This is a genomic window from Halobacillus andaensis, from assembly GCF_014636475.1.
Taxonomy (GTDB): Bacteria; Bacillota; Bacilli; order Bacillales; family Halobacillaceae; genus Halobacillus_A; species Halobacillus_A andaensis.
In genome coordinates, this window is the sequence record NZ_BMEL01000004.1 from 508,644 (window position 1) to 522,478 (window position 13,835).

Consider the following 13,835-nt stretch of genomic DNA (forward strand, 5'->3'; position numbering starts at 1 on the left):
GAATGAAGAGTACATTCATTAGGAGGGCTGATATGTTCAAAAAGATGGCGACAGATGCTTTAGGGTTAAGTGACATAGGCAGTGTAATCTCCCCGGAGGACTATGACAAAGTAGACGCTGATGATTATGTCATGCATGAAGATGGAGAGAAAATATATTTTTTAATTAAATCGAAGGCCGATGAATATTGCTTTACGAATAAAGCGCTGATTCATGTAGATGGAACAAGTGCTACAAGTAAAAAGCGTACGCTTAGACGTTACCCATATTACACCCATACGTTTTCAAATATTGAACTGGAAACAGCAGGCACGATAGATTTAGATGTCGAAATTAAGTTCAACCTTGGGAATGAGGAATTCGATATTGATGTGCATAAGAAGTTTATTGAAGAGGTGAAGGATTTGTACAAATCTCTGTTAAAAATTTCAGAGACTACAGAAGAGAATAAAACCTTTACTGACTATGCACATCAAAGCCTAAACACTGCGTCGGCTACGTTACAAAATAGTCGAACGCATGAAACACGCTTATCACATGAATTTAGAGATATCAATGAAACCACCTTTAATTGGCTTTTAGAAACTAAAAACCAATATCATATTAAAGACTTTGGCCATGTATTTGAGCTTTTTATCAAAAATTAATAGGAAGCATCCCTTTTCTAAGGAAGTTATGGCTGGCTGTAGAAAAAACTTGAATGATGTTGATTTGGTAGCCCATGCTTCCTCTATTATAGAGGCCCGGAAACTCTTATAGTCCAGTTGGATAAGCCTCGTACGTCATTTTAACTAGTGGCTTTCTATCGTAAGGAATATTTATCCTCATTTAAAAAAGAAAAAAGCATGCAGAGAAAAGCCTTTCTCTACATGCTGGCATCACTTCTTAAGGAAGTGATGCTTTTTTATTCAGAAAGTTTTATGCCTGCTACAGCAGCGATAATGATAGAAATACAAAGGATTCGCCGCCAATCTTTTGATTCATTATAAAAAATCATTCCTAGTATAGCTCCGCCTGCAGCTCCAAGTCCTGTCCATACAGCATAGGCGGTCCCCATAGGGAGACTGTCCATGGCAACAGATAAGCAAATAAAACTTAATAAAAAAGAAGCAACTAAACCTAGTAAAGAAGAAACGTTTTTATGATATTGATAAACATTAATCATTAGTACTCCACTCATCTCAAATAACCCGGCTGCAATTAAGAAAATCCAACTCATAATGTAGACTCCTCAGCTTGTTTAGGAGGATCTATAATTTTTAATGCGATAATTCCACTTACTAATAAGGCGATAAATAATAACTTTATTATATTGATTTCTTCGTTAAATAACACAATTTCAGCGACTACTGTGCCCGTTGCACCTAAACCTGTAAACACAGCATAGGCTGTACCGACAGGGAGGAGTCGCCCAGAAGCAATAAGCAAATAAAAACTAATGAAAATAGCCAGACAAGTGAGTATCCATTCTATAACGGTAGAAGCGTGTTTTAAACCGATCACCCAGCCTACTTCAAATCCTGCAGCAATTACTAATTTTCTCCACTCCTTAGCGACCATTAATGTCTCTCCCTTCGTAATAAAAAAAGGAGATATCTTTTTTATAAGATATCTCCCGGGCTTTTGTCCCTCCGTGTCACAGTGTATCCTGTGCGCTTTCTCTTGGACCAGTCCAATTACTTGATTCATTGCGGAACCCTAGAAAACATTTGGATGAAATTAGTATCAGTATAGAATAAGAATACTTTAATGGCAAACCCTAAAAATAACAAATGTAAAAGGAGGGTGAAAAATGGGAAGAGATGAACACAAAAATTCAAATGCTAGAAAGAAACAGAAACTATCTCAAACACCTAACCATGAAAAACATGATGGAGTGGATGTAGAGTTTTCTCAAGATATGGCCGATCACGAAGATATGGAAGCGATGAGAAGAAGTGAAGCAGCCGATCGTCGTGCAAACCATGAATCAAAGAGAAAACACTAATTAGCTATTTGCACTCACACTTCAGGCTTTAAAAGCTATGAAGCTGAGTGCTTTTTTAAGATTATCCTGTTTTATTTTTTTGTACAGTTTAAATTGTTTCAACTTTCGACATTTTATGATATACTTCGTAACTGTATTGAAAAATTCGTGTAATGTTTTGAAAAATAGGAGGAGGAATTATTATGAAAAGTTTACGTAAATGGCTTCCGGCTGTATTACTTGGTTCTTCATTAGTATTAGCAGCATGCGGGGGCGACTCAGAGTCTGATTCTGGAGATGAAGGTGGAGAAGAATCTTCAGGAGATAAAGAAGTAAGCATTGGTATGAATAACTGGGCAGAAAACATTGCTGTCTCTAACATGTGGAAGATTGTACTTGAAGAAGAAGGATACGATGTTGAACTTGAGCAAGTAGAAAAAGGAGTATTATATGAAGCACTTGCAGCAGGTGACTTAGATATTGGTATGGAAATCTGGCTGCCAAATACTGACGCTTCTTTTTACGAACAATATGAAGAAGATATCGACTGGCGTGAAACTTGGTATGAAGGAACTGAGCTTGGCCTTGTCGTTCCGTCTTATATGGAAGATGTTAATTCCATTGAAGATTTAAACGACAACGTTGATGAGCTTGACGGTCAAATAGTTGGTATCGATTCCGGTGCAAGTATTATGTCTTTAACAGATGATGCTATTGAAGAATATGACCTTGATTATTCTCTAGCAGCATCCTCTGAAGGTTCTATGATGACTGAACTTACAAATGCAATTGAAAATGAAGAGCCGATCGTTGTTACTCATTGGACTCCACACTGGGCATTCTCTGAAATGGATCTTAAATTCTTAGAAGACCCTGAAAACGTATATGGGGATTCTGAGGATATCTCTTACGCTGCTCGTTTAGACCTAGAAGAAGACAACCCTGAACTTGTTGAGTGGTTTGATAACTTTATGTTAGATGACCAGCAACTAGGTGAACTAATGGCATCTATTAACGAAGCGGACTCCGAAGAAGAGGGCGCTCAAGCGTGGATCGATGAAAACCAAGATGTTATTGATGAGTGGATGGAGTAAATTTAGTTAATAAGCACCCTGCTATATATAGCAGGGTGCTTATTTTGTTTGTGCCTCTGTAGCTTATAAAAGAGAAGACCTGATTTTATGTACCATAGATTCACTTAGAGGGGTCGCCTATTTAATGAAAGAATTTAATATTTTGCAAAAGAAGATAAAATTAAAATACTCAAAAGTTAAGAAAGGAAAAGGTAAGGAGAAAAATTTAAAAAATAATCAAGTTTAACAAGGCTTCTTACAGGAAACATACTAACTAGAACGCAGATAACGAAGAAAAAGGAGTCGATTTAGTTTATGGATTTAAATAAAGAAATTAAGAAACTAGAAAACATACACTTAGAAAAGCCCCAGCAAGTTTTTACAATGTATTTAAATACTGATCCTTCTGATCCTGATCAACAGGGTGGAGAATGGAAAATTCATTTGAAAAATGGATTGAATAATTTTGAATCCTATTTGAAAGAAGACGGAGATTCTGATGAAAAGAGAAACTTCTGGGCTGTCAAAGAGAAAGTTCAAAACTTTATTGAAGAAAATGAACAGCAGTTTGCTAAAAGTGCTGTAGTCATCGCTACAGGTGATGATACAGTTTGGTTTGCTGAACGTTTTCAAATGCCAGTAGAGAGCGAATTTTATTGGGAATCAGAGCCAGTGTTAGATCAATTAAAACAAATGAGAGAAAAATTTCCTAAAACAGGAATTATCTTGACTCAAAAAAATCAAATTAAGTGTATTGATGCGAATCTAGGTATGGTAAATGATACTCAACTATTTGAACTAGATTTAGATACTGAAGATTGGCGCCAGCATCAAGGACCTCACCGAGCAAATGCTTCTATGGGGAGCGGTGGAGCTAAAAATTCGAAACAAGATCAATTCGAAGAACGGTTTGAGGCTAATCGCTACCGTTGGTATAAGAGTGTAGCTCCAAAGCTTGATAAGCTAGCCAAAGAATACGACTGGGAACGTATTTATATGGTAGGAGATAAAGAAGAATTGAAAGATTTAGATGATAATATGAATAAGCCAGTGAATGAATTTGTAAATAAGAACTTGTTAGACCATGAAGAATCGAAGGTCGTAAATGAAGTTATTACTCAATAGGGAAATTATATTGAAATAATAAAAAGAGCTGAACTTAGGTTCAGCTCTTTTTTTGTCTAAAAATGAATGATTTTGTCTAAGGTCCAAGCGTAACAGTTATACATAAGTGTTAACAATATGATAAAATAGTATTCAATGAAAATAAGAGAAGAGGAGCTTTCAAGTATGTACGTTGTCGATTCAACCGTAGTTGTCCCCAATCATAAAGCGGATGAATTAATTTCCATTTATCAAAATCGCTCCCGTCTAGTCGATGAAGCTGAAGGTTTCTTAACGTTTCAATTACTGCAAAACGAACGAAAACCTGGGGAGTTAACCGTTCACATGGAATGGAAAGATAAACAGTCTTATTTAAATTGGGCACGTAGCGAACAATTTAAAAAAATCCATGAGCTTGAAAAGAACTATCCAGACCAGGAATTACAGGGCATTGTACCTCAAGTGAAAAAATATGAGGTAGTCGCTCAATGAATAATCGTGAAAAAGATCAACTAGTCGGTCGAGTTGTTGAAGAAATTTACAAGGCTCACCCTACATTATGGGATCGTTTTGGACAAAATGGACGTGACCGAACGGAAGAAGATAATTATCATCATATTGATCATTTATATGCATCTTATGAAATGAAAAGTGCCGAATTCTTCTTAGATTATACGTCGTGGTTGGAAAATGTTCTAACTTCTCGAGGAGTGGGTACCGAATTAATTATTGATAATTACGAAAGGTTAATTCGCCATTTAGTAGTGATGGACTGGGAAGATGAACGAGAAAAAGATTCATTTATAAATCATTTGAAGCTTGCGTTGGAAAATTTGCGTGAGTGATTGCAATAAGAGGTGAGACTTTGAAACAACATCATGAAACATTAGCCCACTATTTTCTGGATGGTGACGAAGATCAGGCGCTGATATTTATAGAACAATTGTTAGTTGAGCACCCGAGACTTTATTTATATGAGGACATCATTACACCAGCGATGTATCATGTAGGAGAACTATGGGAAAGAAACGAAATTTCTGTGGCGGATGAACACCTTGCTACAGCTATTTGTGATTTTGTATTATCTAAGATAGAAGCTGAAGCATTAAATATTCGTGGAGATCGACAAAAGAGTTTTAAAGCTTTGCTCTTCGGTGTGGAAGAGGAACAGCATTATATAGGCTTGAAAATGGTAGCTGATACTTTTAAAGAGCAAGGGTGGCGAGTTCGATATCTAGGCCCTAATTTAGGGGGGGAACATTCTCTGACTCAGATTCACCGTTATAAGCCGCATGTAATAGGCTTATCAGCTGCTCTTTCTTATCGTTTACCTGCGTTAAAGAAATTAGTCAATGAATTTCGCAGGTTAGAGTGGAAACCTTTAATTATGATTGGCGGAAGAATGGCCAAGAAATTTGAGCTAGAGGAATTAGAGTCTGATCAAGTGGTGATTATGAAAGACTTAAACCACTTGAATCAATGGTTTAAAGAAGGAAGGGCAGGCGTCGTGAATGAAACAAGCTGAACGTTCCTTCCCGTTACCTTATTTTAAAATTAATAAAAACTTCATTGTGCAATCTTTTTCGAAGGAAGCGAGTATACTGTGTGGCACCCCGGAGAACCTTCTTGATATTGTTGATGAAGAAAGTGTAGATAAAGTGAAAAAGTGGGTGTCTCCAGACCTTCATAATTCTGCACTAGAGATTCATTTAAAGCCTTTAAATGGGGAAGTAGAACCATTAACTGCTGATATGTATGTTACTTGGAATAACGACTTGTATGCAGAAGTCATTGTCATGGTTAAAGATGAGAAGTTGACTAAAGTAACAAATACGTTACATCAACTAAGATCAAGATTGAATGAAACCAATTTTGAATTACTTGAAGAAAAAGAAAAGCTGGAAGAAGCCATCGAACAGAACAATAAGCTTTCGGCTCCTTTTATAGAACTAACGAACGATACAGCACTGATTCCTTTATTTGGAGATTTAACCTCTGAGAAAATGCAAACGGTAGAAGATTACTTGCTCCAATCTTCGCAAAAAGAGGATATCGATCGACTGTTATTTGACTTTACAGCGGTTGGCGAGATGAACAGGGAGGGTGTCCATGTACTGGCAAACATGATGACCTCTCTCTTTTATATGGGTACTGAGATCATCGTTATTGGAGTTAAACCTAAGCAAGCAAAACAGCTTTACGAGCTTGATGTGCCTCTCGAAGTCAAATTTCTTCACTCATTGCAGCAAGCGATTTCTAAATATTGTTTATAAAAAGTGACTCGATCCTCGGGTCGCTTTTTTTGTCATAAGCAAAAGACTTTCATATAATACCATACAGGGGTATAGTATTAAGTAACAATAACGTTGAGGGGTGTAACGATATGGTGGATCAATTACCAGAAAACAGTGGGAAGAAACCAGTAAAAAAGAGGTCGGAAGATGAAAAAACTCAAGTGATCAATCGGTTAAAACGAATAGAAGGTCAGGTTAGAGGAATACAAAGTATGGTTGAGGACGATCGTTATTGTGTAGATATTCTTGTACAGATTTCGGCCATTGATTCGGCTTTGCAAAAAGTAGGGTATTCACTCATGGAAAGACACGCGAAGCACTGCGTAAGTGATGCTGTACGTTCGGGAAATGGTGAAGAGGCGATGGATGAATTAATTAAAGTAATGAAACAATTTAGTAAATAAGGGGTGATATAGATGGAAAAGCAAATTTCTCTTCCTATTGAGGGAATGACATGTTCAGCTTGCTCCTCACGAATTGAAAAAGTCTTAAACAAAATGAATGGAGTCACGGCTCAGGTTAATTTAGCTATTGAAAGAGCTGAAGTGAAGTATGATGATCAACAAGTAAGTTCAAATGAGGTAGTCAATGAAATTGAAAGGCTAGGATATAATGTGGCTGAAGCAAAAGAAGAGTTTAACGTATCAGGAATGACGTGTGCCGCGTGTTCTTCTCGTATCGAGAAGGTCCTTCAAAAAACTCCTGGTGTAAAATCAGCCTCAGTCAACTTAGCGAATGAAACGGCTAACGTTTCTTTTACTGAAGGCATGGTTACTACCGACTCTATTATTAAAAAGGTTAACCAGCTTGGTTACGAAGCAAAGGTTAGGGAAAATGAAGAACTTTCGAATCAACGAAAAGAAGATGAATTAGTTCGCAAAAAGAAATATTTAGTGGCTTCAACGCTTCTTTCCTTTCCGCTTCTTTTAACCATGCTAGATCACTTATTAGGTATCTCGTTACCTATGATATTTATGAACCCCTGGTTCCAATTTGCATTAGCTACTCCCGTGCAATTTGTAATTGGTTGGCAGTTTTACCGCGGGGCTTACCATACGCTTAAGAACAAAAGCGCGAATATGGATGTATTAATAGCTTTAGGCACAAGCGCAGCCTATTTTTACAGCTTAAGCGAAGCTATTCGGTTCAGTGCGGGGGCCTCCGGGGAAGTACATTTGTATTTTGAAACAAGTGCCATTTTAATTACTTTAGTGTTACTAGGAAAGTATTTTGAAACTAGAGCTAAAGGAAGAACAACACAAGCTTTATCCGCCTTGCTTAATTTACAGGCCAAAGAAGCAACTGTCTTACGAAATGGAGAGGAAATAACGATACCTCTAAAAGAAGTAGAGGTAGAGGATATCGTTATCGTAAAGCCAGGTGAAAAAATTCCAGTAGACGGTGTCGTCGTTAGTGGAGAAACTCATGTTGATGAATCTATGATTACCGGTGAATCCATGCCTGTATCTAAACAAATGGGCGAAGAAGTAATAGGAGCCACCTTGAATAAAAATGGTTCTATACAAATGAAGGCTACGAAAGTAGGGAAGGATACAGCTTTAGCCTCTATTGTAAAGGTTGTAGAGGAGGCTCAAGGATCTAAAGCACCCATACAACGGATGGCTGATGTCATTTCAGGTTATTTTGTACCCATTGTTGTAGCCATTGCCATGCTTACTTTTGTAGTGTGGATTAGTTTTATTGATCCTGGTTCAATGGCTTCAGCGCTTGTGGCTTCTATAGCAGTATTAGTAATTGCTTGTCCATGTGCTCTAGGGTTAGCAACCCCCACTTCAATTATGGTAGGAACAGGTAAAGGGGCAGAAATGGGTATTTTATTTAAAGGTGGAGTATACTTGGAGAAAGCACAAAGTGTGAATACCGTGGTATTTGATAAAACAGGCACAATAACAAATGGTAAACCTGAAGTCACTGACTTTACGGCCGATGGAGAGACATTGGATTTAGTTGTAAGTGCCGAAAAACGATCAGAACATCCGCTCGCTGAAGCAATCACTAAATATGGTCAACTGAAGCAAGCGATCATTTATGATGTAAGTGAATTTACAGCTATAACAGGTCAGGGTTTAAAAGCAGATGTCGATCAAAAATCAATATTAATTGGAAATAGGAAGTTATTTAATGAGCAAAGTGTGGAATACACCCAATATGAAAGCCAAATGACTGATTTAGAGAATGAAGGAAAAACGGTAATGCTTATAGGTGTAAACGGCGAAGTAAAAGGGTTACTAGCTGTTATGGACACCATTAAGGAGTCTGCCAAGCATGCTTTAAATCAACTTAAAGAGCAAGGGAATCAGTTAATATTACTCACAGGCGATAACCGGCGAGCAGCACATCACATTGCCGCTCAAGCTGGAATAGATAAGGTGATTGCTGAAGTGCTGCCTGAACAAAAAGCGGAAGAAATTGAAAACCTTCGTAAAGAAGGTTATGTGGTAGCCATGGTTGGAGACGGAATAAATGATGCTCCTGCTTTAGCTATTAGTGACTTAGGAATAGCAATTGGCACAGGTACAGATGTAGCTATTGAAGCTGCAGATTTAACTATACTAGGTGGAGATTTAGAACTTATTCCTAAAGCCTTTGAACTTAGCAGGAAAACGATGAAGAACATTCGTCAAAACTTGTTTTGGGCACTTGCTTATAATACAGCCGGTATTCCTGTAGCAGCTTTAGGATTGCTGGCTCCGTGGATTGCAGGGGCAGCGATGGCTTTCAGTTCAGTTAGTGTAGTTTCTAATTCATTAAGGTTGAAAAAACTAAAATTGTAATAGAAAGGTGATGTTTTGAATGCAATTGACACTAGAAGTAAACGGTATGAGTTGTGGGCACTGCGAGAAATCAGTAAAAGATGCTTTAAACACTTTAGAAGGTGTACATGGAGTGAATGTAGATCTTACAAGTGGAAAAGTGGATGTTACTTTTGATGAAGCTTATGTTACTAAAAGTATGATGAAAGAAGCTATTGAAGCCCAAGGTTATGAACCTGTGGGTTAAGAAGAAAGAAAAGGCCCAATTCGAACGTTCGAATTGGGCCTTTAATCTTATTGAACAGCGTAAGGAAGCTGATTTTTATAACCAGAAAACTGTTGATAAGAATTCTGAACCTTTGTTTGTTCTGCTTGTTCAAGAGCATACCATCCGTTTTTAAACATGAGATTGTAAAGGTTTCGCTGACAATCTTGTGTTTCTTTAAATATCGTAGCTAGGTCTTGATACAAAGTCTGATTACTCGCTTCATTAAGTGCGATATTGTAGGCGCCTGTCATGTATTTTTCAGTGGTTAATAAATCATTGACGAAATCTCGCTCGTTCATCTGAGGCGTTTTAGGAATTTGGGTTTCTGGATTTTGAATTTTATTTTGCTGATTTTGCTGCATAACGAACACTCCTTAATTCATTTTTTGTGGGCTTGTATTTAAATGCTCTAAAATTTTGTTGTAATGACGCTGATGCATTTGACCTGCGTCTTCTAATGCTTGTTGCAATTCAGGGGTCTGACACTGTTCAGCAAAGAAGTGAGCTTTTTTACAAGCGTTCAAGTTCCAAGAAAGCATATCAGTAATGTAAAGCTGATCCTTAGTACTAACGATTTCAGGCACTTGTTCCATTGGTTGAGATCCCTGCACATTAGGGTTTACGTTCTGCTGTTGCATATATTCGTCCTCCTTTTTTAAAATCACTTTTAATATGCCCGAATATCTGTCGAATATGATAGAAATTACAGGGTGGGAAAAGGTTAATTCATGCGAAATTGTACCCAATTTTGTAAACTGGTGATAAAATATAAATATGTTATCGTTTACAATACAAAATATTTTTATAATTTCAGTGCCAAAGGTATAGAGAATTTAATATTTTCTTGGGGGTAGGGGTTTGATGGAACAAATTTTAAGGAACTTCTTCTTATTTTTATCTAAAAATAAATTTTTTACGAAACTGGCTAGACGATACGGATTACGTTTCGGTGCGGGACGTTTTGTAGCCGGGGAAACGATACCTAATGCTGTGAATACGATACAAAAGTTAAATGGCCAGGGGATGAGCGTCACCATCGATCATTTGGGTGAATTTATTGATACAGAAAAAGAAGCTAGAGAAGCTGCGGATGAATGCATTGAAGCTGTTAAAGCTATTGCTGAGCATAAACTGGATTCACAGCTGTCTCTAAAGTTAACATCTATGGGGTTAGACATTTCTTATGAGCTAGCTTTAGAAAACATGAAGAGAATTTTACAAGTGGCTGAAGAAAAAGATGTCTTTATAACGATCGACATGGAAGACTTTGAAAGATGCCAAAAGACCATAAAATTATTTAAAGAACTGCGAACTGAATATAACAATATAGGTACTGTTATTCAATCTTATTTATATCGAGCTGTAGAAGATATTGAAGATTTAAATCAGTACAACCCTAATTTAAGACTTGTAAAAGGGGCATATAAAGAGTCACCTAAAGTAGCTTTTCCAGATAAAAAAGATGTTGATGAGAACTATAAAAAGATTATAAAAATGCACTTGCTTAACGGGAATTATACAGCTGTAGCCACTCATGACGATGCAATGATTGAGTACACTTTAAAGGTTGTTCAGGAGCATAATATTCCGTTAGATCAATTTGAATTTCAAATGTTATATGGTATTCGAGTGGAGCGGCAGGAAGAATTAGTTAAAGAAGGATATAAAATGAGAGTTTATGTGCCTTATGGTACGGATTGGTATGGTTATTTTATGAGGCGTTTAGCGGAACGGCCGGCGAATGTAGCGTTTGTATTAAAAGGAGTTGTTGGAAAATAATCAAGTATGTCGGACGAGGGTCTGACATACTTGATTTCTTTTTATTTTTGAAAACGATTGCGAAATATCAGAATATAATTTATAGTAGAAATAGATACCAATATTTGCACCAAAATATTTTTTTACCTGTAAAATGAATGAGTGTTCATTCAAAAAGTGATAGGGGGATAAAACATGAACCAGAAAATCAAGCGTGCTGCAGTGTTAGGCTCTGGAGTTATGGGGGCTGGTATTGCTGCTCACTTGGCGAATGTCGGAATACCAACTTTGATGTTAGACATTGTACCTCGTGAACTTACGAATGCTGAAAAGGATAAAGGATTGACTCTCGAAGATCCTTTAGTTAGAAATCGAATAGCTGCTCAAAATAAAGAAGCTTTAAAAAAACATAAACCTTCACCTTTAACTAGTCAAAAGAACTTGGATTTAATTCAAGTGGGGAACTTCTCAGACGATATGGAAAAATTGAGTGAAGTGGATTGGGTGATCGAAGTTGTCGTTGAGAATTTGGAAGTGAAGAAAAAGGTTCTGGCTCAAGTAGATCAGCATCGAAAGCAGGGAAGTATTATTAGCTCAAATACTTCTGGAATATCTATAGAAGCGATGTCAGAAGATTGCAGTGAAGATTTACGTAAACACTTTTTAGGCACCCACTTTTTTAATCCGCCACGTTACCTGAAATTATTAGAAATCATTCCAACGAAAGATACGGACCAAGACGTACTTAAGTTTATGAAGAAATTTGGTGAAGATACGCTTGGTAAAGGGGTAGTGGAAGCTAAAGATACCCCTAACTTTATTGCGAATCGCATAGGTACTTATGGACTTCTAATTACCGTTCAACAAATGCTTAAGGGCGGTTACAGTGTGGGGGAAGTCGATTCCGTGACAGGTCCTTTGATAGGACGCCCGAAAAGTGCAACGTTTCGCACCCTTGATGTGGTTGGATTAGACACGTTTATTCATGTGGCAAATAACGTTTATGACCAAGTAGAAGGAGAAGAGAAGAAAGCATTTGAAGTTCCTGATTTTATGAAAGCGATGCAGGAAAATGGTTGGTTAGGAGCTAAGAGCGGCCAAGGATTTTTCTTAAAGAAAAAAGGGGAAAGCGGAAGCCAGATCTTACAGTTAAACCCTGAAACCTTAGATTATGAACCGAGTGAAAAGTTAAAATCAAAAGCCGTAGAACTTGCAAAACAAGAAAAAGGATCAAAACGGAAGCTGAAAGCTCTGGTAACTGCAAAAGGAGATCGGGCGGGAGACTTCATCTGGTCTGTTGTTAAACCTGTTCTTATCTATTCTGCAGAATTGTCTAGTGAAATAGCTGATGATCTTCCTTCTATTGATGAAGCAATGAGGTGGGGATTTGGATGGGAATTAGGTCCTTTTGAAATGTGGGATGCAATAGGTGTGAGAGCATCTGTAGAACGCATGAAAGAAGAAGGTGAAACCATTCCTGATTGGGTCAAAAACATGCTCGAAAACGGCATGGAAACCTTTTATAAACAAGAAAATGGAACCGTTTACTATTTTGACAACGGCAGTTATGAACCTCAACAATTTAATCCTAAAAACATAAATATTAAACGATTGAAAGAAACAAAAGAAGTACTAAAGAAAAACTCAGGTGCTAGCTTAATTGATTTAGGGGATGGGGTAGCAGGACTTGAATTCCACTCCCAAAGTAATGCAATAGGGTTAGATATTATACAGATGATAAATCACGCGATTGATGAAGTAGATAACAATTTTGAAGGATTGGTTATTGGAAACCAAGGAAAGAACTTCTGTGTTGGTGCAAACCTTGGAATGATCTTAATGGAAGCACAAGATTTTAATTTCTTTGAAATTGAAATGGTTGTTAAACACTTTCAAGATGCGATGATGCGTTTGAAATACTCTGATAAGCCAGTAGTAACTGCTCCATTTGCAATGACGCTTGGAGGAGGAGCAGAAGTTTGTTTACCTTCTTCAGCCATTCAAGCCTCATCAGAAACTTATATGGGACTCGTCGAAGCTGGAGTTGGCCTAATACCTGGCGGTGGAGGTAATAAAGAATTATACATTAAACATTTAAGAAACATTCCTAAGGGAGTAGATTTTGACCTTCAGAAAGTAGCAAATAGCGTTTTTGAGAAGATAGCTATGGCTAAAGTTTCTACTTCCGCAGAAGAAGCTAAAGAAAATGGATTCTTGGATCGTCAGGATGCCATAAGTATGAATCAGGATCACTTACTGCATGATGCAAAACAAAAAGTGCTTGGTTTAGCTAGGTCAGGATATCAAGCACCAAAACGTACAAAGGTACCTGTGGTCGGAGAGCAAGGCTATGCTACGATGCTGCTTGGTGCTAAGTCGTTAGCCCTCAGTGGTTATGCAAGTGAACATGATTTAAAGATTGCTGAAAAACTAGCTTTTGTGCTAGCAGGCGGACGTGTGAAAGAGGGAACGTTTGTTGATGAACAATATTTGTTAGATCTAGAAAGAGAAGCTTTTTTAAGTCTTGTTGGAGAAGGAAAATCACAGCAGAGGATGCAGCACATGTTAATGAAAGGGAAACCACTACGTAACTAATAC

The 13,835-nt window shown here is 37.4% G+C and carries 17 protein-coding genes and 1 riboswitch; of the genes, 13 read left to right on the plus strand and 4 right to left on the minus strand.

The genetic code is table 11. The features are described 5' to 3' along the window. The first annotated feature begins 32 nt into the window (after positions 1 to 32). Positions 33 to 647 carry a PH domain-containing protein gene (locus tag IEV27_RS17180; RefSeq protein ID WP_188378725.1) on the plus strand — a complete coding sequence of 205 codons (615 nt, stop codon included), beginning with the start codon at positions 33 to 35 and terminating at the stop codon, positions 645 to 647. Positions 648 to 904: 257 nt separating this feature from the next. Here IEV27_RS17180 and IEV27_RS17185 read toward each other — a convergent pair whose 3' ends face one another. Beyond that, positions 905 to 1,219 carry a DMT family transporter gene (locus IEV27_RS17185; protein ID WP_188378726.1) on the minus strand — a complete coding sequence of 105 codons (315 nt, stop codon included), beginning with the start codon at positions 1,217 to 1,219 and terminating at the stop codon, positions 905 to 907. After that, a complete protein-coding gene (locus tag IEV27_RS17190; RefSeq protein ID WP_188378727.1) occupies positions 1,216 to 1,560 on the minus strand; it encodes a DMT family transporter in 345 nt (114 codons plus the stop codon). Before IEV27_RS17190 ends, IEV27_RS17185 begins: the two co-directional genes overlap by 4 nt. A 50-nt stretch (positions 1,561 to 1,610) precedes the next feature. Further along, positions 1,611 to 1,713: riboswitch (guanidine-I (ykkC/yxkD leader) on the minus strand. A 79-nt stretch (positions 1,714 to 1,792) separates the two neighbouring features. Here IEV27_RS17190 and IEV27_RS17195 point away from each other — a divergent pair. The 10 genes from IEV27_RS17195 to copZ all read left to right on the plus strand — a co-directional run bounded on the left by IEV27_RS17195 (position 1,793) and on the right by copZ (position 9,458). Beyond that, a complete protein-coding gene (locus tag IEV27_RS17195; protein ID WP_188378728.1) occupies positions 1,793 to 1,987 on the plus strand; it encodes a YfhD family protein in 195 nt (64 codons plus the stop codon). 182 nt (positions 1,988 to 2,169) lie between these two features. Further along, positions 2,170 to 3,060, plus strand: coding sequence for a glycine betaine ABC transporter substrate-binding protein (locus IEV27_RS17200; RefSeq protein ID WP_188378729.1), 891 nt, complete (start codon positions 2,170 to 2,172; stop codon positions 3,058 to 3,060). Positions 3,061 to 3,354: 294 nt separating this feature from the next. Next, a complete protein-coding gene (locus IEV27_RS17205; RefSeq protein ID WP_188378730.1) occupies positions 3,355 to 4,164 on the plus strand; it encodes a VLRF1 family aeRF1-type release factor in 810 nt (269 codons plus the stop codon). 165 nt (positions 4,165 to 4,329) lie between these two features. After that, positions 4,330 to 4,635, plus strand: coding sequence for an antibiotic biosynthesis monooxygenase family protein (locus IEV27_RS17210; RefSeq protein ID WP_188378731.1), 306 nt, complete (start codon positions 4,330 to 4,332; stop codon positions 4,633 to 4,635). Further along, positions 4,632 to 4,988: a hypothetical protein gene (locus IEV27_RS17215; RefSeq protein ID WP_188378732.1), complete on the plus strand. Its 357-nt coding sequence runs from the start codon at positions 4,632 to 4,634 to the stop codon at positions 4,986 to 4,988. The genes IEV27_RS17210 and IEV27_RS17215 overlap by 4 nt, the downstream gene beginning before the upstream one ends. A gap of 20 nt (positions 4,989 to 5,008) precedes the next feature. Next, a complete protein-coding gene (locus tag IEV27_RS17220) occupies positions 5,009 to 5,668 on the plus strand; it encodes a cobalamin B12-binding domain-containing protein (RefSeq protein ID WP_188378733.1) in 660 nt (219 codons plus the stop codon). Beyond that, a complete protein-coding gene (locus IEV27_RS17225; protein WP_188378734.1) occupies positions 5,655 to 6,416 on the plus strand; it encodes an STAS domain-containing protein in 762 nt (253 codons plus the stop codon). The genes IEV27_RS17220 and IEV27_RS17225 overlap by 14 nt, the downstream gene beginning before the upstream one ends. 110 nt (positions 6,417 to 6,526) lie before the next feature. Next, complete coding sequence (locus tag IEV27_RS17230) at positions 6,527 to 6,841, plus strand: metal-sensing transcriptional repressor (RefSeq protein ID WP_188378735.1); 315 nt, start codon at positions 6,527 to 6,529, stop codon at positions 6,839 to 6,841. A gap of 12 nt (positions 6,842 to 6,853) precedes the next feature. Further along, positions 6,854 to 9,232: a heavy metal translocating P-type ATPase gene (locus IEV27_RS17235; RefSeq protein ID WP_188378736.1), complete on the plus strand. Its 2,379-nt coding sequence runs from the start codon at positions 6,854 to 6,856 to the stop codon at positions 9,230 to 9,232. A 19-nt stretch (positions 9,233 to 9,251) separates the two neighbouring features. Beyond that, positions 9,252 to 9,458 (plus strand): copper chaperone CopZ, encoded by a 207-nt coding sequence (copZ, locus tag IEV27_RS17240; RefSeq protein WP_188378737.1) that lies wholly within the window; start codon positions 9,252 to 9,254, stop codon positions 9,456 to 9,458. A 47-nt stretch (positions 9,459 to 9,505) separates the two neighbouring features. On the opposite strand, the gene IEV27_RS17245 is transcribed toward copZ, so the two are convergent. Further along, complete coding sequence (locus IEV27_RS17245) at positions 9,506 to 9,841, minus strand: spore coat protein (RefSeq protein ID WP_188378738.1); 336 nt, start codon at positions 9,839 to 9,841, stop codon at positions 9,506 to 9,508. Positions 9,842 to 9,853: 12 nt separating this feature from the next. Beyond that, a complete protein-coding gene (locus IEV27_RS17250) occupies positions 9,854 to 10,117 on the minus strand; it encodes a hypothetical protein (protein WP_188378739.1) in 264 nt (87 codons plus the stop codon). A 223-nt stretch (positions 10,118 to 10,340) separates the two neighbouring features. Between IEV27_RS17250 and IEV27_RS17255 the strand changes: the two genes are divergently transcribed. Both IEV27_RS17255 and IEV27_RS17260 read left to right on the plus strand, forming a co-directional pair. Continuing rightward, positions 10,341 to 11,258, plus strand: a complete 918-nt coding sequence (locus IEV27_RS17255; protein WP_188378859.1) for a proline dehydrogenase family protein — start codon at positions 10,341 to 10,343, stop codon at positions 11,256 to 11,258. A gap of 174 nt (positions 11,259 to 11,432) precedes the next feature. After that, complete coding sequence (locus tag IEV27_RS17260) at positions 11,433 to 13,832, plus strand: 3-hydroxyacyl-CoA dehydrogenase/enoyl-CoA hydratase family protein (RefSeq protein WP_188378740.1); 2,400 nt, start codon at positions 11,433 to 11,435, stop codon at positions 13,830 to 13,832. The last annotated feature ends 3 nt before the right edge of the window (positions 13,833 to 13,835 follow it).